The sequence below is a fragment of the Rhodococcus sp. NPDC059179 genome, assembly GCF_042754885.1.
Classification (GTDB): domain Bacteria; phylum Actinomycetota; class Actinomycetes; order Mycobacteriales; family Mycobacteriaceae; genus Rhodococcus_G.
This window is the reverse complement of the sequence record NZ_JBHZBV010000005.1, coordinates 150,336-168,317: the sequence shown is the minus strand read 5'-3', so window position 1 is coordinate 168,317 and position 17,982 is coordinate 150,336. Positions and strand designations below refer to the sequence as shown.

Annotated in this window: 17 protein-coding genes; 3 read left to right on the top strand and 14 right to left on the bottom strand. The window is 69.3% G+C overall.

The window, feature by feature from the left end; all coding sequences use genetic code 11:
• Positions 1–33: 33 nt before the first annotated feature.
• From ACFXMV_RS13320 to ACFXMV_RS13305, 4 genes are read right to left on the bottom strand one after another with little or no spacing between them, the layout of a single operon-like run.
• Complete coding sequence (locus tag ACFXMV_RS13320; protein ID WP_378498357.1) at positions 34–1,200, bottom strand: glutathionylspermidine synthase family protein; 1,167 nt, start codon at positions 1,198–1,200, stop codon at positions 34–36.
• Between the two features lies 1 nt (position 1,201).
• The gene (locus tag ACFXMV_RS13315) at positions 1,202–1,822 is read right to left on the bottom strand and encodes a hypothetical protein (protein ID WP_378498358.1); all 621 of its coding nucleotides are present in this window, start codon (positions 1,820–1,822) and stop codon (positions 1,202–1,204) included.
• A gap of 10 nt (positions 1,823–1,832) precedes the next feature.
• On the bottom strand, positions 1,833–2,117 hold the full coding sequence (locus ACFXMV_RS13310; protein WP_378498359.1) for an acylphosphatase: 285 nt from the start codon (positions 2,115–2,117) through the stop codon (positions 1,833–1,835).
• Positions 2,118–2,128: 11 nt separating this feature from the next.
• Entirely contained in the window at positions 2,129–2,947 is an 819-nt protein-coding gene (locus ACFXMV_RS13305) for an SMP-30/gluconolactonase/LRE family protein (RefSeq protein WP_378503298.1), read from the bottom strand.
• Here ACFXMV_RS13305 and ACFXMV_RS13300 point away from each other — a divergent pair.
• Positions 2,919–3,332 (top strand): hypothetical protein, encoded by a 414-nt coding sequence (locus ACFXMV_RS13300; protein WP_378500932.1) that lies wholly within the window; start codon positions 2,919–2,921, stop codon positions 3,330–3,332. The genes ACFXMV_RS13305 and ACFXMV_RS13300 overlap by 29 nt on opposite strands.
• Here the strand turns inward: ACFXMV_RS13300 and ACFXMV_RS13295 are convergent, their stop codons facing one another.
• From ACFXMV_RS13295 to ACFXMV_RS13250, 10 genes are all read right to left on the bottom strand, one after another.
• A complete protein-coding gene (locus ACFXMV_RS13295) occupies positions 3,333–3,788 on the bottom strand; it encodes an OsmC family protein (RefSeq protein ID WP_378500933.1) in 456 nt (151 codons plus the stop codon).
• A gap of 51 nt (positions 3,789–3,839) precedes the next feature.
• Entirely contained in the window at positions 3,840–5,306 is a 1,467-nt protein-coding gene (locus ACFXMV_RS13290; protein WP_378500934.1) for an alanine/glycine:cation symporter family protein, read from the bottom strand.
• Between the two features lie 94 nt (positions 5,307–5,400).
• Positions 5,401–6,081 (bottom strand): response regulator, encoded by a 681-nt coding sequence (locus ACFXMV_RS13285; protein ID WP_378500935.1) that lies wholly within the window; start codon positions 6,079–6,081, stop codon positions 5,401–5,403.
• Positions 6,078–8,603: a DUF4118 domain-containing protein gene (locus ACFXMV_RS13280; protein WP_378503297.1), complete on the bottom strand. Its 2,526-nt coding sequence runs from the start codon at positions 8,601–8,603 to the stop codon at positions 6,078–6,080. Before ACFXMV_RS13280 ends, ACFXMV_RS13285 begins: the two co-directional genes overlap by 4 nt.
• A gap of 26 nt (positions 8,604–8,629) precedes the next feature.
• On the bottom strand, positions 8,630–9,262 hold the full coding sequence (locus ACFXMV_RS13275; protein ID WP_378500843.1) for a potassium-transporting ATPase subunit C: 633 nt from the start codon (positions 9,260–9,262) through the stop codon (positions 8,630–8,632).
• A 6-nt stretch (positions 9,263–9,268) separates the two neighbouring features.
• Positions 9,269–11,377 carry a potassium-transporting ATPase subunit KdpB gene (kdpB, locus tag ACFXMV_RS13270; RefSeq protein WP_378500844.1) on the bottom strand — a complete coding sequence of 703 codons (2,109 nt, stop codon included), beginning with the start codon at positions 11,375–11,377 and terminating at the stop codon, positions 9,269–9,271.
• Positions 11,374–13,104 carry a potassium-transporting ATPase subunit KdpA gene (gene kdpA, locus ACFXMV_RS13265; RefSeq protein WP_378500845.1) on the bottom strand — a complete coding sequence of 577 codons (1,731 nt, stop codon included), beginning with the start codon at positions 13,102–13,104 and terminating at the stop codon, positions 11,374–11,376. Before kdpA ends, kdpB begins: the two co-directional genes overlap by 4 nt.
• A gap of 3 nt (positions 13,105–13,107) precedes the next feature.
• On the bottom strand, positions 13,108–13,206 hold the full coding sequence (gene kdpF / locus ACFXMV_RS13260; protein ID WP_099459055.1) for a K(+)-transporting ATPase subunit F: 99 nt from the start codon (positions 13,204–13,206) through the stop codon (positions 13,108–13,110).
• Positions 13,207–13,465: 259 nt separating this feature from the next.
• Entirely contained in the window at positions 13,466–14,068 is a 603-nt protein-coding gene (locus tag ACFXMV_RS13255) for a GNAT family N-acetyltransferase (protein WP_378500846.1), read from the bottom strand.
• 101 nt (positions 14,069–14,169) lie between these two features.
• Positions 14,170–14,838, bottom strand: coding sequence for a pyridoxamine 5'-phosphate oxidase family protein (locus ACFXMV_RS13250; protein WP_378500847.1), 669 nt, complete (start codon positions 14,836–14,838; stop codon positions 14,170–14,172).
• A 77-nt stretch (positions 14,839–14,915) separates the two neighbouring features.
• Between ACFXMV_RS13250 and ACFXMV_RS13245 the strand changes: the two genes are divergently transcribed.
• Both ACFXMV_RS13245 and ACFXMV_RS13240 read left to right on the top strand, forming a co-directional pair.
• Positions 14,916–16,376 carry a PLP-dependent aminotransferase family protein gene (locus ACFXMV_RS13245; RefSeq protein WP_378498888.1) on the top strand — a complete coding sequence of 487 codons (1,461 nt, stop codon included), beginning with the start codon at positions 14,916–14,918 and terminating at the stop codon, positions 16,374–16,376.
• 84 nt (positions 16,377–16,460) lie between these two features.
• A complete protein-coding gene (locus ACFXMV_RS13240; protein ID WP_378498885.1) occupies positions 16,461–17,981 on the top strand; it encodes an LVIVD repeat-containing protein in 1,521 nt (506 codons plus the stop codon).
• Position 17,982 lies beyond the last annotated feature (1 nt).

Genomic DNA, 17,982 nt, shown 5'->3' with positions numbered 1-17,982 from the left:
CCGTTCCGGTTTGCGTCAGGGTTGCGAATGCGGTCACTGCTGCGGAATCCGGTGCGGCACGAAGGCCGCGCCGTCATCGGTGATCAGTCCCGAGGTCTCCCGGATGCCGAGTCCGGCGGCGGTGTCGCCGACGATCCAGGCCCCGAGCGCCGGGCGCATGCCGTCGAACTCCGGTAGCGGATCGAGCAGCTGGTAGACGTAGCCCTCGTCGCCGTAGATGCCGCCGGTGGTCGTCTCCATGCCCGCGCCCACGACCGAGATGTTGGCGCCCTCACGCCCGAGCCTGGGCTTGCGCACATACTCGGTGAGCTCGTGCGGGTCATCGAGGTAGGCGGGCAACAGGTTCGGGTGCCCGGGGTACATGCCCCACAGCACCGCCAGGATCGCCTTGTTGCTCAGCAGCGTCTTCCACAGGGGTTCGATCCACATCGTCTCGGGAAGCAGCTCGAGGGCCTTCTTCCCGAAGTCGTCGTCGAGCACCCACTCCCAGGGGTACAGCTTGAACAGCGTCGAGATCGGCGCCTCCTCGAGGTCGACGAACCGATGCAGATCCTCGTCGTAGCCGATCTCTTCGATGGCGAGGGCGACCGTGTTCAGACCGGCCTCCGCCGCGGTCTCCTGGAGGTAGGCGACGGTGATGTTGTCCTCGCCGCTGGCATCCGCCGACGACCAGGAGAAGTGCGCCTCGTCGCCGGGCAATCGGTCGCGGATCGCCCCCCAGCGCTCGACCAGGGCCTCGTGCAGCGAATTCCACTGGTCGTCGTCGGGATGGGTGTCCTTGAGCCAATGCCATTGCAGGATGGACGCTTCGAGCAGGGTGGTCGGCGTGTCCGCGTTGTACTCGAGCAGCTTCGCGGGGCGGCGTCCGTCGTAGCGGAGGTCGAATCGGCCGTAGACGTGCGGGTCGCTACGCCGCCACGATTCCGCGATCGGACCCCAGGTCCACTCCGGCAGGCCGAAGTCCGCGAATCGCTCGGTGAGGATCACCTGCTCGACCGCGTTCAGGCACATCGAGTGCAGCAGTTCGACATCCGCCTCGACCGCCAGGATCTCGTCCATCTCGAACTCATAGTGCACCGACTCGTCCCAGTAGGGCCGAGCGGTGCCGTCGCCGAGTCGCGCCGGGCTGCCGTAGACCAGGCCCTGGGATTCGACCGTCTTCTGCCACCCCGGACGCGGGGTGCTCCGAACTCTGCGCACGTCAGCTCCCGCTGCTGGCGCCGGGCGACTTGCTGCCGAAGCCGCCGCGCTGAATCGTGGTGCCGGACTTGGTCTTGATGGTGGTCCCCTTGGGTGTCACGATGGTGCCACCGGACATCTTGGTGCCGACGCCGCCGCTGGTGCCGCCGTAGTAGTAGCGGTACGGCGAGCCCGCGAAGATGAACATGCCCGCCATCGCGCCGGTGCCCTGTGTCCCGGTCGCGCAGTACTTGTCGTCGACCTCGACCTCGGTGTTCGGGTCGATGCAGGTGGCCTCGACCTCGTCCGAGGACAGCGCGGTGTACCCGAGCGCGACGAGCCCGACCACGCCGACCACCGCGACGCCGCCGATCAGGCCCTTGCGCCGCTTGCGCCGCCGTTCCTCCTCCTTGGCCGCGGCCTCGGCCGCCAGCCGCTCCTGCTCGGCGCGGTCCTTGCGGGCCTTGTCCCTGGCGCGCGCCTCGCCGACGGTCGGGGGCCGGGGAACGGTGCTGCCTGCCTCCTGACGCCGGATCCGGCCTGCGCCTGCCCCCTCGGCACCGCCGGTCTCGCCCGCGCCGTTCCGGTCGCCCGGTTCGTCCTGATCGGGTCCCACTGGTCCCTCCCCATCCTCTGACGTCATCGCACCGAGGCTAGCGTTCGTCGAACCCGGACAGGTTCCCCGCGGCATCCGACCAGCTCTCCACCACGAGATCGACCCGCCCGGGCGTCGAACCGGACCGGAGCAGTCCGAGCATCCGCTCGCACAGCGGCCGTGGCCCCTCGGCGATCACCAGCACCCGGCCGTCCGGGCGGTTGGTGGCGTGTCCTACCAGGCCCAGTTCGAGCGCCCTCGATCGCGTCCACCACCGAAAGCCCACGCCCTGAACCGATCCGTGCACCCACGCGGTCAGGCGCACCTGCTCCGGTGGGCGCATCGGAGACCCGCTCAGCTCTTCGGGGGCACGAGCTTGTGCACGGTGCCGTCAAAGCTGGTGGTGTACAACGCCGTCGAATCCCAGCCGGGGCCGGATCCGAACCGGGCGGAACTGGTCAGCAGCAACCCGGAGGCGATCTCACACGTGGTGCCGGTGGCGGGGTCGACCCGAACCACCTTGCCCGCGCCGTTGAGTGTCATGTAGACGTTGCCGTCGGCGCCGACGGTGAGGTCGTCGCCTGCGTTCGTCTGGCCGGATCCCGCGACCTTCACGGTCCGGACGGGGCCGGTGAGATCGGTCGCGTCGAGCTCCTGGATCTCGGTGTTCGGCTCAAAGGTGTTGCCGACGTACACGACCCCGCCGTCCGCCGTCACGGCGATGCCGTTCGCGGAGCCCAGATCGGTGCGGACCGAGGCCGGGGTGCGCGGCTTCACGGCCGGGATCCGGGTCAGGCCCTGGTCGGACCCGAGGTTCCTGGTGACCAGCAGGTCGCCGTTCGCCAGCCTGGCCAACCCGTTCGGCATCGTCAGGCCCTCGGCCACGGTCGTCTGCTCACCGGTGTCCAGGTTCACGGACTCGACGGTGCCGTTCTTGCTGTTCGACAGGCCTGCCATCGCGGTGTTGCCGGTGGTGAACAGGACGTCGTCGCCGTGCACGACGATGCCGCCCGGCCCGGTGAAGTCCGAGGCCAGCGTGCCGGTCTTTCCCGCGGGCGTCAGCGTGCGGATGGCGCCGTCACCGAACAGCGTGCCCTCGGACAGCAGCATCTTTCCGCGGCCGTCGAACGCCAGGTTCTCCAGCATGCCGAATCCGCCGGCCACCTCGCTCACCGTCCACGGCGTGCACGTCTGCGCGGCCGCGGCGGACGTCGTCGTCGGCACGGCGGGCGCGGGTGCGGCGCTCGCGGGCGTCGAGGTTGCGGGCGCCGAGGTCACGGGCGCAGCGGTCGTCGGCGTCGCGATGGCAGGCGCGGGCACCGCTGGCGTCGTCGTCGGCGAAACGATCGACGGCGCAGACAGTCCCGGCAACGGCGACGTCAGGCCGGGCAGCGAAAACGGCGGCGCGACGGCGGGCGTCGCCGCGACTGCGGGCTCGGCGGGGGCGGGCCCGGCAGGAGCGGGCTGGGCGACGGCGATCGGGGCACCCATGATCGCGCCGGTGACCACCAGGGCACCGACCATCGCAACACGAGAGAGCAACATGGCGCCTATTTGATCACGAATCGGTTTCCACCGTGAGGTTCACCACGGTGCCAGTTTTCAGGGTACGTCCGACCGTGCAGACCTTGTCCACCGATTTGACCACAACGGTGAGCAAACGCTCCTGCGCCTCGGCGTCGAGTTCGCTCAGATCGACCTGGAGGATCTCGTCGAGCTGCGGGTACACCTCGTTCTCGCGGTCCGCCGCGCCCGAGACCCGCACGGTCGCGTCGTAGTTGTCCCCGAGCCTGCGCGAGAGCGGCAGGTCCGAGCTCATGCCGGTGCACGCGGCCAGGGCGATCTTCAGCAGCTCACCGGGGGTGAACACGCCGTCGACGGTCTCCGACCCGATCAGCACCTCGGCGCCGCGCGAACTGCGGCCCGTGTAGCGGCGCGTCCCGGTGCGCTCTACCCACAACTCGGTGGACGCGGCCTGCTCGGCGGGGGTGGAAGCGGGTGTCTGATCAGCCATGCCCCGAATCCTGCCATCCCGCGAAGTCGGCGCCGCGGGCGACGTGCGGCGTCAGCTCTCCTTCACCGTGGTCGGCCAGCAGTCGGTGATCGCCCCGTCCGCCGACGAGGGCGTGTCATCCCAGGCCTGGATCCCCCTGATGTCCGGCATCTCCGAGCGGTTGAAGACCGGGTCGAGCCCCCGCTTGCGCTGATCGGTGTAATGCCGCATGAGGCGCAAGGCCAGCACCGACAGCGGCGCGATGGCGATCAGGTTGATCGTCGCCATCACCCCCATCGACAGGTCCGCGAGACTCCAGATCAGCGGCAGCGATCCGACCGCGCCCCCGAAGGCGCAGAGCACCACCAACACCCGGAAGCCCTGCAGCGCGGCCCTCGACGGCGTCAGGAACCCGATATTGGACTCGCCGTAGTAGTAGTTGCCGATCACGGAGGTGAACGCGAGGAAGAAGATCGCCACGGTCAGGAAGTGAATCGTCCACTCCCCGAGATGTTCCGCGAGCGCGACCTGGGTGAGCGAGGCGCCCGTCTCGGTGCCGTAGTCGGGGTTCGCCAGCAGGATGATGAACGCCGTCGTGGTGCACACGAGCAGCGTGTCGAAGTAGACGCCGAGGCTCTGCACCAGGCCCTGCTTTGCCGGATGGGACACCGACGCGGTGGCACCGGCGTTCGGCGCCGATCCCATGCCCGCCTCATTCGAGAAGAGCCCACGCCTGATGCCCTGCATGATCGCCGCTCCGATGCCGCCGCCGACCACCTCCTTGATCCCGAACGCGTTCTCCACGATGAGAGTGAGCATCTCGGGCACCCGGCCGATGTTCATCAACACCACGACCAGGCCGAGCAGCAGGTAGATGCCGGCGACGAAGGGCACCACGACCTGCGAAACCGACGAGATCCGTCGCACGCCCCCGAAGATCACCGCGGCGGTCAGGGCCGCGACCACCGCGCCGACGATCACATTGCCGGTACCGGTGGGCCCACCCACCGAGGTGTCGACGGCGTCCGCGATCGAATTGGACTGCACGGCAACGAACACGAATCCGTAGGTGACGGTGATCACCACCGCGAAGATGGCACCCATCCACCGCTTCCCGAGCCCGTACTGCATGTAATAGGCCGGACCGCCGCGGAAACTGTCCTTGTCGTGGACCTTGAACAGCTGGCCGAGCGTGGACTCGACGAAGGCGGTCGCTGCGCCGACGATCGCCATCGCCCACATCCAGAAGATCGCGCCGGGACCGCCGACGCTGATCGCGATCGCGACGCCCGCGATGTTGCCGGTGCCCACCCGGGAGGCCGCCGAGATGGAGAACGCCCGGAACGAGGAGATGCCGGGGCGGCCGTCCTTGAGGTCATGGGGCTTGTCGGTGATGACCCGGAACATCTCCCGCAGCAGGCGAACCTGGACGAAACGGGACCGGACCGAGAAGTACAGGCCGAGACCGATCAGCAACGCGATGATCAGGTACCAGAACTTGTCGTTGACTGCGGTGACGAGGTCGGTCGCCGTGTCCATGGTGGATCCTCTGCCGTCGGAGGTCGATCCTGACGCTGAGGATCATCGCCTGCGCTCCGTGCGGGCGGCAACAAGCCACGCGGGAGCCCGTGCCCTAGACCTCGAACCGGTACCCCATCCCGGACTCGGTGATCAGGTGCTTCGGCTGCGAGGGATCGCGTTCCAGTTTGCGGCGCAGCTGCGCGAGATACACACGCAGATAGTGGGTTTCGGTGGCATAGGACGGACCCCACACCTCGCGGAGTAGCTCCTTCTGCCCGACCAGCTTGCCCTTGTTGCGCACCAGCATCTCCAACATCCCCCATTCGGTGGGCGTCAGGTGCACCTCGCGCTCGTCCTTCGTCACCCGCTTCGCGGCCAGGTCGACGGTGAACGAATCGGTGACCACCACCGGTTCGCCCACATCGGTGGCCGCGGAATGGCGCCGCACCGCGGCGCGCAGTCGGGCCAGGAACTCGTCCATGCCGAAGGGTTTGGTGACGTAGTCGTCCGCGCCCGCATCGAGGGCCTCCACCTTGTCGGCCGAGTCGGTGCGCGCCGAGAGCACGATCACCGGGGCGGTGGACCACCCGCGGAGCCCGGCCAGCACCTCGATGCCGTCCATGTCGGGCAGGCCCAGATCGAGCACGATCACCTCGGGATGCTTCTCGGCGGCGGCCCGCAGCGCCGCCGCCCCGGTCGCCGCGGTGGTCACCTCGTACCCCCGCACACTCAGATTGATCCGCAGCGCCCGCAGGATCTGCGGTTCGTCGTCGATCACCAGCACCCGTGTCACGCAGTCACCTTCCCGATACCAGCTAGATCTACCACCATCGTCAGCCCGCCACCCGGTGTGTCCGTGGCGCTGACCGTTCCCCCCATCGCCTCGACGAACCCGCGCACCACCGACAACCCGAGCCCGACCCCGGTGGACATGTCCCGGTCGCCGAGGCGCTGGAACGAGTCGAAGATCTGCTCCTCCGCACCGCGGGCGATCCCGGGGCCGGTGTCCGCGATCGTGATCAACACCCGGCCCCCGACCGGCGCCGCGGCGATGCGCACGGTCGAATCCGGCGCGTACCGCAGGGCGTTGTCCATCAGGTTCGCCAGCACCCGCTCGAGCAGTCCGCTGTCCGCCATCACCGCGTTCCCCCCGACGTCGACCTGTACCCTCGCCGGTCCCGCCCTGCCGAATCCCGGCGAGCCAACCCCGACACCGACCAGCGCGCGGTGGACCACCTCCTCCAGGTAGACCGGGCGCAGGGTGGGGCGCACCACGCCCGCCGCGAGCCGCGACGAGTCGAGCAGGTTGCCCACCAGGTTGGTCAGCTGATCGGCCGATTCCTCCACCGTGGCAAGCAGTTCCGCGGTGTCCTCCGGCGAGAACTCCACGTCGTCACTGCGCAGGCTCGAGACCGCCGCCTTGACCGCGGCCAACGGCGTCCGCAGATCATGGCTGACCGCGGAGAGCAGCGAACGCCGCAGCCGGTCCGCCTCCGCCAGTGCCTGCGCCTGACTGGCCTCCTCGGCGAGCTCGCTCTGCCGGATCAGCCCCACTGCCTGATTCGCGACGGCGAGCAGCACCCGCCGGTCGCGGGCGTGCAGTTCGTCGCCGCGGAGCGCCAGCACGTACTCGCCGTCCGCGACCTCGCACACCGTGTCGGCTTCGTCGACCGTCGTGAGCGGGTCCGGCCCCACCGAGCTCACCACCCCGTGGCCGCGACGGATCATGCTCACCGACCGTTGGGCGTAGGTCTCCCGCACCTTTTCCATCAGCGCGGGCAGGTCGGCGCCGCGCAGCACCGAACCGGCGAACAGGGCAAGCAGTTCCGCCTCTTTGGACGCCCGGCGCGCCTCCCTGGCCCGTTTCGCCGCCGCGTCCACCAGCACGGCCACTGCGACCGCGATCACCAGCAGCACCACCGTGGTGATGAAGTTGTCCGGCTCGGCGATCGTGAAGCTGCGCAGCGGAGGGGTGAAGAAGTAGTTGAGCAGCAGGCCCGAGATCAGAGCGGACAAAGCGGCGGGCGCGACACCGCCGAGCAGGGCCACGAGCAGCACCACGATGAAGAACAGCGCGCTCTCCCCACCCCACCCGAAGGACCGGTTGACCGCACCCATCGCCAGCGCGGCCGCCGAGGGCACCAGGACCGCGGCGACCCAGGCCAGGATCTTTCGCGAACGGGTGCCGGCCGGAGTCAGCCTGCGCGGCGTGCTCGACTCACCGTGCGTGACCATGTGCACGTCGATCGATCCGGACTGCTGCACTACGGCCGCGCCGATGCCCTCGTCGAGGATGCGGGCCCAGCGCGATCGCCTCGAGGTCCCCAGCACCAGCTGGGTCGCGTTGGCCGCTCGCGCGAACTCGAGCAGGGTCGACGGCACGTCGTCGCCGACCACGCTGTGCAGGCTCGCGCCGATGCTGGTCGCCAGCTTGCGCACCTTGCCCATCTCCGGCGCGGACACGCCTGCCAAGCCGTCGCCCCGCACCACATGCACGACGATCAGCTCCGCGCTCGAGCGCGAGGCGATCCGGCCGGCCCTGCGCACCAGCGTCTCCGACTCCGGTCCCCCGGTGACGGCCACCACCACCCGCTCCCTGGCCTCCCAGGTGTCGGTGATCTCGTTCTCCGCGCGGTACTTCGAGAGCGCCGCATCCACCTGGTCGGCGACCCACAGCAGGGCCAGCTCGCGCAGCGCGGTGAGGTTGCCGCGCCGAAAGTAGTTGCTCAGCGCCGCGTCCACCTTCTCCGCGGCGTAGATGTTGCCGTGGGAAAGCCTGCGGCGCAACGCCTCCGGGGTGACGTCGACGAGCTCGACCTGGGTGGCGGCGCGCACGATGGCATCGGGGACGGTCTCCCGCTGCGCCACCCCAGTGATCTGCTGAACCACGTCGTTGAGGCTCTCGAGGTGCTGCACGTTGAGCGTGGTGAGCACGTCGATGCCCGCGGCGAGCACCTGCTCGACGTCCTGCCACCGCTTCTCGTTCCGGCTGCCAGGGGTGTTGGTGTGGGCGAGTTCGTCGACGAGCACCAGTGCGGGCCTGCGCCGGAGCACCGCGTCCACATCCAGCTCACCCATCGTGGTGCCGCGATACTCGATGAGCTTCGGCGGCACCACCTCGAGGTCGCCGATCTGCGCGGCCGTGCGGGCGCGGCCGTGGGTCTCCACCACGGCCGCGACCACATCGGTGCCCCGTTCGCGACGACGGTGTGCCTCGCCGAGCATCGCGAACGTCTTGCCGACCCCGGGAGCGGCGCCCAAATAGATGCGCAGCTCGCCGCGCTTGCGCTCGCCCCCGGAACCCGTACCACTCACTCCGTCATCATCCACCAGCGAGCGCGTCAGTCGCAGGAAGGCGCGGTGAGGCCGAGAGCGAGGTTCAGCTCGAGCACGTTCACCCGTTCCTCACCGAGCAGGCCGAGCTGGCGGCCCTCGGTGTGCTCGGCGACGAGCTCACGGACCCGCTGCTCGCCGAGCCCGTTCACCTCGGCGACCCGCGGCACCTGGATCTCGGCGTAGGCCGGGCTGATGTGCGGGTCGATGCCGGACCCGGATCCGGTCACCGCGTCGACCGGAACCTGATCCGGTCGCACGCCCTCGCGTTCCGCGATCACCGCGCGACGCTCGGTGATGAACGCCGCCAGGATCTCGCTGCTGGGGCCCTGGTTGGTCGGCAAGGCTGTCGCCGGGTCCCCTGGCGCGAACGGGTCCTCATCCGAGACCGAGCCGGTGACCCTGTTGTGGAAGAAGGGATCCGGTGCACCGGCCTCCACCTGCGGGTCCACCCCCACCCAGCGGCTGCCGACCACGCACCCGTTGCTGTCGCGCACCGGCGAGCCCTCGGCGGATCCGGAGCTGATCCGGCCCACCCCCCACACCGCGGCGGGATAGATCACGCCGAGGATCACGGTGAGCGCGAGCAGGACCAGCAGGCCGGCCCACACCTGCCTCAGGAAACCGATTGTGAATCGCATTCAAGCTCACCCAATTCCAGGAATAAGTCGGACGACGAGGTCGATCAGCCAGATGCCGATGAACGGCGTGATCACACCACCGACGCCATAGATCAACAGGTTTCGGCCCAGCAGCTGCGAGGCCGAGGACGGCCGGTAGCGCACACCCTTGAGCGCCAACGGGATCAGCGCCACGATCACCAGCGCGTTGAAGATCACCGCCGACACGATCGCCGACTGCGGCGTCGCCAGGCGCATGATGTTCAGCGTGTCGAGCTGCGGGTAGATCCCACTGAACAACGCGGGCAGGATGGCGAAGTACTTCGCCAGGTCGTTGGCCAGCGAAAATGTCGTGAGCGCGCCGCGGGTGATGAGCAACTGCTTGCCGATCTCCACGACCTCGATGAGCTTGGTGGGATCCGAGTCCAGATCCACCATGTTCCCGGCCTCCTTGGCCGCGGAGGTGCCGGTGTTCATCGCCACGCCGACGTCGGCCTGCGCGAGCGCGGGCGCGTCGTTGGTGCCGTCGCCGGTCATCGCGACCAGCCGGCCGCCCCGCTGCTCCTTGCGGATCAGCTCGAGCTTGTCCTCCGGTGTCGCCTCGGCCATGAAGTCGTCCACGCCCGCCTCGGCCGCGATGGCCTTGGCGGTCAACGGATTGTCGCCGGTGATCATGACGGTGCGGATGCCCATCGCCCGCAACTCGGCGAACCGCTCGGCGATGCCCGGCTTGACCACGTCGGAGAGCTGGATGACGCCGAGCACCCTCGGACTCCCGGCCTCGACCACGGCCACCACGAGCGGCGTTCCGCCGACCTGGGCGATCTCATTGACGGTGTCGGTCACGGCGGGCGCCACACCGCCGCCGGCCGCCCGCACCCAGGACAGCGCGGCGTCGCTGGCGCCCTTGCGGATCTGCGATCCCCCCATATCGAGGCCGCTCATCCGGGTCTGTGCGGTGAACGGCACGAACTCGCCGGTCTTCTCCGCCTCCGACGGGTCAGCGTCGAGCCCGAAGTCCTTGGCGCACAATTCCACGATGCTGCGGCCCTCGGGGGTGCCGTCGGCCAGGCTGGACAGCCGCGCGGCCGCCGCGAGCTCCCCCGCGGTGACCCCTGGAGCGGGATGCAGGGCGGTGGCCCGACGGTTGCCGTAGGTGATGGTGCCGGTCTTGTCCATCAGCAGCGTGTCGATGTCGCCTGCCGCCTCGACCGCGCGGCCCGACATGGCGAGCACGTTGCGCTGCACCAGTCGGTCCATGCCCGCGATGCCGATGGCCGAGAGCAGCGCCCCGATGGTGGTGGGGATCAGGCAGACCAGCAGCGCGATCAGCTTGATCGGGTCCTGCTCCTGGCCCGCGTACATTCCCATCGGCCCGATTGCGACGACGGCGAGCATGAAGATGATCGTCAGCGACGCCAGCAGGATGTTCAGCGCGATCTCGTTGGGCGTCTTCTGCCGTGCCGCGCCCTCGACCAGGGCGATCATCCGGTCCACGAAGGAGTGTCCCGGTGCCGCGGTGATCTGGACGACGATCCGGTCGGACAGCACGATGGTGCCGCCGGTGACCGCGCACCGGTCGCCGCCGGACTCGCGGACCACGGGTGCAGACTCGCCGGTGATGGCCGACTCGTCCACGGTGGCAATGCCTTCCACGACGTCACCGTCGCCGGGGATCACCTCGCCCGCGACCACGACAACGCGGTCACCGACCACCAGTTCGGCGCCCGGAATCGACTCCGTGCCCCCGCCGGCGGTGATCCGGTGTGCGGTGGTGTCCTGCTTGACCCTCCGCAGGCTCGCCGCCTGGGCCTTGCCGCGTCCCTCGGCCACGGACTCGGCCAGGTTCGCGAAGAGCACGGTGAACCACAGCCAGGCCGCGACCACCCAGGAGAACACCGACGGATCGGCGATCGCCATGACGGTGGTGACGACCGAGCCGACGAGCACGACGAACATCACCGGATTGCGGGCGAGGTGGCGCGGATCGAGCTTGCGGAAGGCGCCGGGCAGCGACGTGAGCAACTGCTTCGGGCTGAAGATCCCGGCCTGCACCCGGTTCTGGTGGTGCTCGTGCCCCACGCCGACCCCGGATTGCGGGGTGACGTCGGGTCGTTCGGTTGTGTTCACACTCATTGCAGAGCCTCCGCGATCGGGCCCAGAGCCAGGGCCGGGAAGAATGTCAGCGCCGCGACCAGGACGACGGTGCCGGTGAGGAGGCCGGCGAACATCGGGCCAGCGGTGGGCAGGGTGCCTGCGCCCGGTGCCGTCTTCTTCTGCGACGCCAGCGATCCGGCGAGCGCGAGCACGAAGATGATCGGCAGGAAGCGTCCGAGCAGCATGCAGACGCCGAGCGAGGACTGGAACCAGTCACTCGTCACGGTCAGGCCGCCAAAGGCGCTGCCGTTGTTGTTCGAGGCCGAGGCGAAGGCGTAGAGCACCTCGGAGAAGCCGTGGATGGATCCGGGAGTGCCCGGATCGCCGCTGTTGCCCTGGAATCCGGTGGTGGACGACAGGATCACCGTGATCCCGGTGCCGATGAGCACCAGCGCAGGCATCACGAGGACGGACAGCGCGGCCAGGGTGATCTCCCGCTGCCCCAGCTTCTTGCCCAGGTACTCGGGGGTCCGTCCGACGAGCAGTCCGCCGACGAACACGGCGATCAGCGCCATCACCAGGATGCCGTACAGCCCGGTGCCGACGCCGCCGGGCGCGATCTCGCCGAGCAGCATGTTCAGCAGCACCGCGCCGCCGCCGAGCGGCGACATGCTGTCGTGCGCGGCATTGACCGCGCCGGTGGAGGTTCCGGTGGTGCTCACTGCGAACAACGCGGTGCCGGGGATCCCGAATCGGACCTCCTTGCCCTCCATCATCGCGCCTGCCGCGGTGGCCGCGACGCCGCGCTGACCGGATTCGGCGGCGAGGGTCACGGCGAGCAGGCCGGCCCAGAGGATGCCCATGACGGCCAGCAGGGTCAGGCCCTGGCGGTGCCCAGACACCTCGCTCGCTCGGTCGTGGGGGTCGCCGACCATGGTGCCGAAGGTGCGGGTCAGGCTGACCGGGATGAGCAGGATCGCGAGGATCTCGACGATATTGCTGAGCGGGGTCGGGTTCTCGAAGGGGTGCGCCGAGTTCGCGGCGAGGATGCCGCCGCCGTTGGTGCCGAGCTCCTTGATGGCCTCCTGCGAGGCGACAGGGGCGAGCGCGTTGGTCACGGAGTTTCCGTCGAGGCCGGTGGACCCGAAACCGCTGTTGAAGGACTGGATCACGCCCTGGCTCAACAGGACCAGCGCGATGACGAACGAGATGGGCAGCAGGATCCGGAGGCAGCCACGGGTCAGGTCCACCCAGAAGTTGCCGATCTCGCCGCCGCGGGAGACGCGGACGAAGCCGCGGATCAGCGCGGCCGCCACCGCCATGCCGACGGCAGCGGAGACGAAGTTCTGCACCGCAAGGCCGATCGGCTGGGTGAGGTTGCTCATCGTGGTCTCGGGCGCGTAGGACTGCCAGTTGGTGTTCGCCACGAACGATGCGGCGGTGTTGAACGCCATCGCCGGGCTCACGCCTGCCAGGTCGCCGCTCAGCGGCAGCACACCCTGGACGCGCTGGAGGAAGTAGAGGAACAGCACGCTCGCGGCCGAGAAGCCGAGCAGGCTACCGGCGTAGCCGTACCAGGTCTGGTCGGTGCGGGCGTTGATGCGGCAGAGCCGGTACAGGACCGTCTCGATGCGCAGATCCCCGGAACGGAGATCGGAGTCGGTGGTGTAGACCTTGGCCATGTAGTCACCGACGGGGACATACAGAATCGCTAGCACGGCGATCACCAGTGCTATCTGTAGTCCCGCTGCAAGCGCGGGATTCATTTGTCAGAACCTCTCGGGGTCAAGAAGTGCGATCAGCAGGTAGATCACGAGGGCTGCCGCGATGGCGATCAGGATGACGCTCAGCGTCCCGCCGGCGGTCACTGCACGTGCTTCGTCTGCAGCCCGCGCAGCACCAGCGCGCAGAAACTGAAGGTGCCGATGATGAGCGCCACGTAGGCCAGATCAGCCATGACAGATCCTTTTCGAAAGTCTCACTCCCGCCGTCCATCGGCGAGGGCCGTCCCCGAATTTGGGCACAGTGCAGCGTGCTCCCGGACCCGGCCGAAAAGGGCTTTCCTTACGGCTCGCTAACGCCGCTACCTGGGCTGTTGACGCATTCTTTACGCGCTCCGCGCCCTCGTCAGTGGAGCCTCGCGACGAGTCGCTCCCGCACGCCCGGCCAGTCCTCGGCTGTGACGGAGAACATGACGGTGTCCCGAACGGTGCCGTCGGACCGGCGAAAATGCCGGCGCAACGTTCCCTCGTACTGCGCGCCGAGCCTGGCGATGGCCTGCTGGGAACGACGATTCCTGGCATCCGTCTTGAGCTGGACGCGGCCGACACGCAGCGCGTCGAACGCGTGGCCGAGCAGTAGCAGCTTGGCCTCGGGGTTCACCTTGCCCGCCCAGACGGCCGGTGCGTAGAGCGTGTAGCCGATCTCCAGCCGAGCATCATGCGCACTCGCGTCGAGGTACGAGCTCGTACCGACGATCGCGCCCGGCCGCAGGCCCGCGATCGCGTGCCGAGTGCGCACAACCCACGGGTGCCAATCATCAAGTGCGCACCGGTATTGCAGTACCTCCCGAAAGTGCTTGACGTCTCGGGGACGACCCGGCACGTGCGCCCACACCTCGTCGCGATCGAGCCCCCGGAACAATTCCGCCGCATCCGCGGCAGGATCGACCGGGGTCAGCTGCACGGTCTTCCCTGTCAGCTCGGTACCGGCAGGAACCGGCCAGATCATGTGCGGCCAGGGCTCCTCGCGTGGGCGCGAATCCGGAACTGCGGCGAAACGTTCCAGCTCTACGGCCCGATCGACTCCGGATGCCTGGCGAGACGACTCGATCATCGGGACACCCTCTCGTCTTCCCGGCAGTCATCCGGGTTGCGCTGCGCGACGAGCCGCCGCACGGAATCCGGTTGCGGCAGATCGCGGCTCACCCAGGGGGCAGCGACCGGTCGGCGCGCGACGGTCTGCAACGGCACCACGCCAGACCACTCGGTGCCGTCGCCCGAGGGTCCGCTGGGCGGAGCGTCGCGCACCTTGACGGTCCACTGGCCCGGCGTGATCGGCAACGCGACGGCCAGGGTGGCGGCGAGTTCCTTCCTGGTGTGGGCGCGCACCTCGGCGCTGCGCCCCGGGATCAGGCTGTCGGAGAGCACGGTGAGCGCACGGGCGGATTCGTCGGAGGTGAGTTCGGTCAGGTGCCCCCGCACGACGGCCGACCGGTAGTTCGCCGAGGAGTTGAAGAGGTTGTCCGCCACCACGATTCCGTCGAGCATGGCGACGCAGAGCGCCGCGGGCGCGCCCGCGGCCACCTGCCGCAACGCCCCGGCGCCGGTGGATCCGTGCAGCAGGATGCGGTCGCCATCCCTGGCGTAGAGCATCGGTACCGCCCATGGCATCCCGTCGACGACGGTGGCCAGGGTGCCCACTGCCGCCGCGTCGAGCACCTCGTCGAGCTGGGTCCGTTCGGTCCTGGAACGTTCGGGGTATCTCCTGATCTTGTCCACCAAGCGATCGTCATCCCTTTCTGGACCAGTTACCAGGACCAGATACCCGAGATTCGTCAGACCAGTATTCTGAGCCGATGGCCCGCCGCTCCCCCGACGTTCACCTGACGCTCCGGCTGCCCGACAGCGATGCGCCTTTGCGGCACCGCATTTCGGAGGCGATCATCGACGCGATCCGGCTCGGCGTGCTCGGTCCCGGCGACGCGCTGCCGTCGACCCGCATCCTGGCCACCGAGCTGGGCGTGGCGAGAGCCGGCGTGGTCGAGGCGTACGACGAGCTCGGCGCGGCCGGGTACACGGTCGCGCGACCGGGCTCGGGCACCACGATCGCGGCCGGCGCGGATGCGGCGGCGGCCGCTCGCGCGGCGACGCACGCGCCGGTCCGGCCGACCCACCCACCGACCGCGACCCCGCCGCTGCCGTCCCCACTCTGGGACCTGACGCCCGGCCGTCCCGATCCCGACCTCATCTCGCCGGGCGACTGGCGCCGCGCCTGGCGCGCGGCCGCGGCGGCTCCGATACAGCCGCACCCGCCCGGCCCCGACGGCCACCTCGAACTACGCCGCGCCCTCACCGTGCACCTGCGTCGCACCCGCGGGATCGCCGCGCACCCGGACGAACTGGTGATCACCCCCGGCGTCAACGCCGCACTCCGCACCCTCGCCGCAGCTGCCGAACTGGGCGGTCGGGACGTCGCCTTCGAGGAGCCGGGATACGGCAACGCCCGCCGGTCCCTCGAGATGGCAGGCGCGCGAACGCGACCGGTCGCGGTGGACGATGACGGACTCGACCCCGCGACGCTGCGCACAACGGATGCCGCCGTGTACTGCACTCCGGCACACCAGTATCCGCTCGGTGCGCGAATGCCGGTGACCCGCAGGGCAGGGTTGGTCGCGCGGGCGACGGAGTCCGGGATGCTGATCATCGAGGACGACTACGACGGCGAGTTCCGCTACGACGTGTCCGCCCTGCCCGCGCTTCGGAGCATCGAGGGCGGGCGCGAGCATGTGGCATACGTCGGCACCGCATCGAAGATCATCTCGCCCTCGATCCGCCTGGCCTGGTTGCTTCCGCCGCCCGCGCTGCTTGGCCGGGTGTACGAGTCGCTCCGGCTCAGCGGCGAGAATTCCTGCGCGGTCACGGGACTCGCGCTGGCCGAGTTCATCGAGTCCGGCGCGCTGACCCGGCACCTCACCCGGGCCTCTCGCACCTACTCTGCGCGGCGGTCCGCACTGGTCGGCGCGCTGCGACGGCAGAGCCCTCTGCTGGACCTTCCCGGCCTCGAGCTCGCGGGGATCGAGGCGGGGCTGCACGTGGTCCTACGCCTACCCGACGGCGTCGACGACGACGCCATCGCCGCGGACCTCGGCCGCCGCGGGCTCGCGTTACTCGGGCTCGCTCCGTACCGGACGGTCGCCGGGGGCCCCCGTGGCCTGATGCTCGGTTACGCGCGGCTGCCCGAGACCCGGGCCGACGCGGTCGCCGCGACGATCGCGGACGTCGTCGGCAGACACCTGGGCTCGGATCCGGTCACCTGATTCGGCCGAACCGGGACGCTCGACAGGACGCGCTGGTTAGAGTCCGGTGAGGGTCTCATGGTGTCCGGACCGATCCCTGGGGGGATGTTGGTGAAGCGCACACGCATATCGGTACTGGCCACCGTCGTTCTGATACTCGGTATCGCCCTTCCCGGCCGGCTCGTGGGCGCGCAGACGCCGCAGGAGTTCTTCGACGTGCACCGGGAGGCGGTCCCCCGCGCCGAATGCGGACCGGGTTCTGCGCCCGAGCCCGGGTTACAGGGCGAGGTGACTGTTGCCGACCGGGCGAGCGGCCGCAGCACGGCCGGGTACAGCTGCAACGCCACACTGGTGGGCCGGTATCAGGGCACCGGCGGCGGCATCGTCAGCGCGTCGTACGGGAACTGCGCGTACATGGGATCGTTCTGGCCTTCCCAGGGTCTGGGGCCGACCCAGCCCGGTGTACAGGTCATCGACGCGTCGGATCCCGCAAACCCGCGGCTGTCGACCACGCTGACAGAGCCGGCGATGGCAGGCGGCACCTGGGAGACGCTGAAGGTCAACGAGGAACGCGGCCTGCTCGCCGCGACCGGGGTCGGCCTCCTCGAGGCGGTCGGCTACTTCTCGGTGTACGACATCTCCGAGGACTGCGCGCACCCGCGGCTGCTCAACACCGGCGTCGGCAGCCAGTTGACGCTGCCGATGCCCATCACCACCCATGAGGGCGGGTTCTCCCCGGACGGCAACACCTACTGGGCCTCCGGCATCGCGCCGGGACTGCTGCACGCGATCGACATCAGCGACCCCGCGCACCCGCGGGTCATCTGGCAGGGCCTGACCGGGATCGAGGAGCACGGCTTCGGGGTGAGCGACGACGGCAACCGGCTCTACCTCTCCCACCTGGCGGGCGTGACCATCCTCGACGTCAGCGCGGTCCAGCGCCGCGATCCGAATCCCCAGGTGCCACACGTTTCTCGGCTGTTCTGGAGCGACGGCCAGATCACCCAGCACAGCATCCCGGTCTCCTACGACGGGCATCCGTACATCTTCTCGGTGGACGAGTTCGGGTCCGGCGGCGTGAAGGCACTCGACCTCGCCGACGAGCGGAACGTGAAGGTCGCCGCGAACATCAAGCTCGAAATCAACCTGCCGCAGCACATGGACCGCTGGTCGAGCTCGAGCCAGGGCAACTCGGCCTTCGGATATGAATCGCACTACTGCACGGTGGACCGTCCGCGGGACCCGACCACCCTCGCCTGCGGCTGGGTGCAGTCCGGAATCAGGGTCTTCGACGTCCGCGACCTGGGCGACATCCGCGAGATCGCGTACTACAACCCGCCCGCGCAGACGAACAAGCACTTCGAGCTCGCGAACTCCCCGCACGCGGTCGCCTCGATCACGGGCGTGCCTGCCAGCGGCTTTCTCTCGGTCGGCCGGGCCCTGCTCGAGGAGAACCTCGACCCGCTCGCCACACTCGGCCCGCGGGCGCGCCTGTTCGGCACGGATCTCTCGGCGGACTGGTGCCTGTCGCCGCCGGAGTTCCACGGCGACCAACTCTGGGTCACCTGCTCCGACAACGGATTCATGGTTCTGCAGCTCACCAACGACGTCTACCCGATCCGCTAGC

Bases quoted from the DNA above. Each gene is read 5' to 3' on its own strand.
- ACFXMV_RS13240 (WP_378498885.1), top strand. From the start codon at position 16,461: ATGTTGGTGAAGCGCACACGCATATCGGTACTGGCCACCGTCGTTCTG.
- ACFXMV_RS13315 (WP_378498358.1), bottom strand. From the start codon at position 1,822: ATGACGTCAGAGGATGGGGAGGGACCAGTGGGACCCGATCAGGACGAA.
- ACFXMV_RS13295 (WP_378500933.1), bottom strand. From the start codon at position 3,788: ATGGCTGATCAGACACCCGCTTCCACCCCCGCCGAGCAGGCCGCGTCC.
- ACFXMV_RS13275 (WP_378500843.1), bottom strand. From the start codon at position 9,262: ATGCGATTCACAATCGGTTTCCTGAGGCAGGTGTGGGCCGGCCTGCTG.
- kdpA (WP_378500845.1), bottom strand. From the start codon at position 13,104: ATGAATCCCGCGCTTGCAGCGGGACTACAGATAGCACTGGTGATCGCC.
- kdpB (WP_378500844.1), bottom strand. From the start codon at position 11,377: ATGAGTGTGAACACAACCGAACGACCCGACGTCACCCCGCAATCCGGG.
- ACFXMV_RS13245 (WP_378498888.1), top strand. From the start codon at position 14,916: ATGGCCCGCCGCTCCCCCGACGTTCACCTGACGCTCCGGCTGCCCGAC.
- ACFXMV_RS13300 (WP_378500932.1), top strand. From the start codon at position 2,919: ATGCCGAATCCGCCGGCCACCTCGCTCACCGTCCACGGCGTGCACGTC.
- ACFXMV_RS13290 (WP_378500934.1), bottom strand. From the start codon at position 5,306: ATGGACACGGCGACCGACCTCGTCACCGCAGTCAACGACAAGTTCTGG.
- ACFXMV_RS13255 (WP_378500846.1), bottom strand. From the start codon at position 14,068: ATGATCTGGCCGGTTCCTGCCGGTACCGAGCTGACAGGGAAGACCGTG.
- ACFXMV_RS13310 (WP_378498359.1), bottom strand. From the start codon at position 2,117: ATGCGCCCACCGGAGCAGGTGCGCCTGACCGCGTGGGTGCACGGATCG.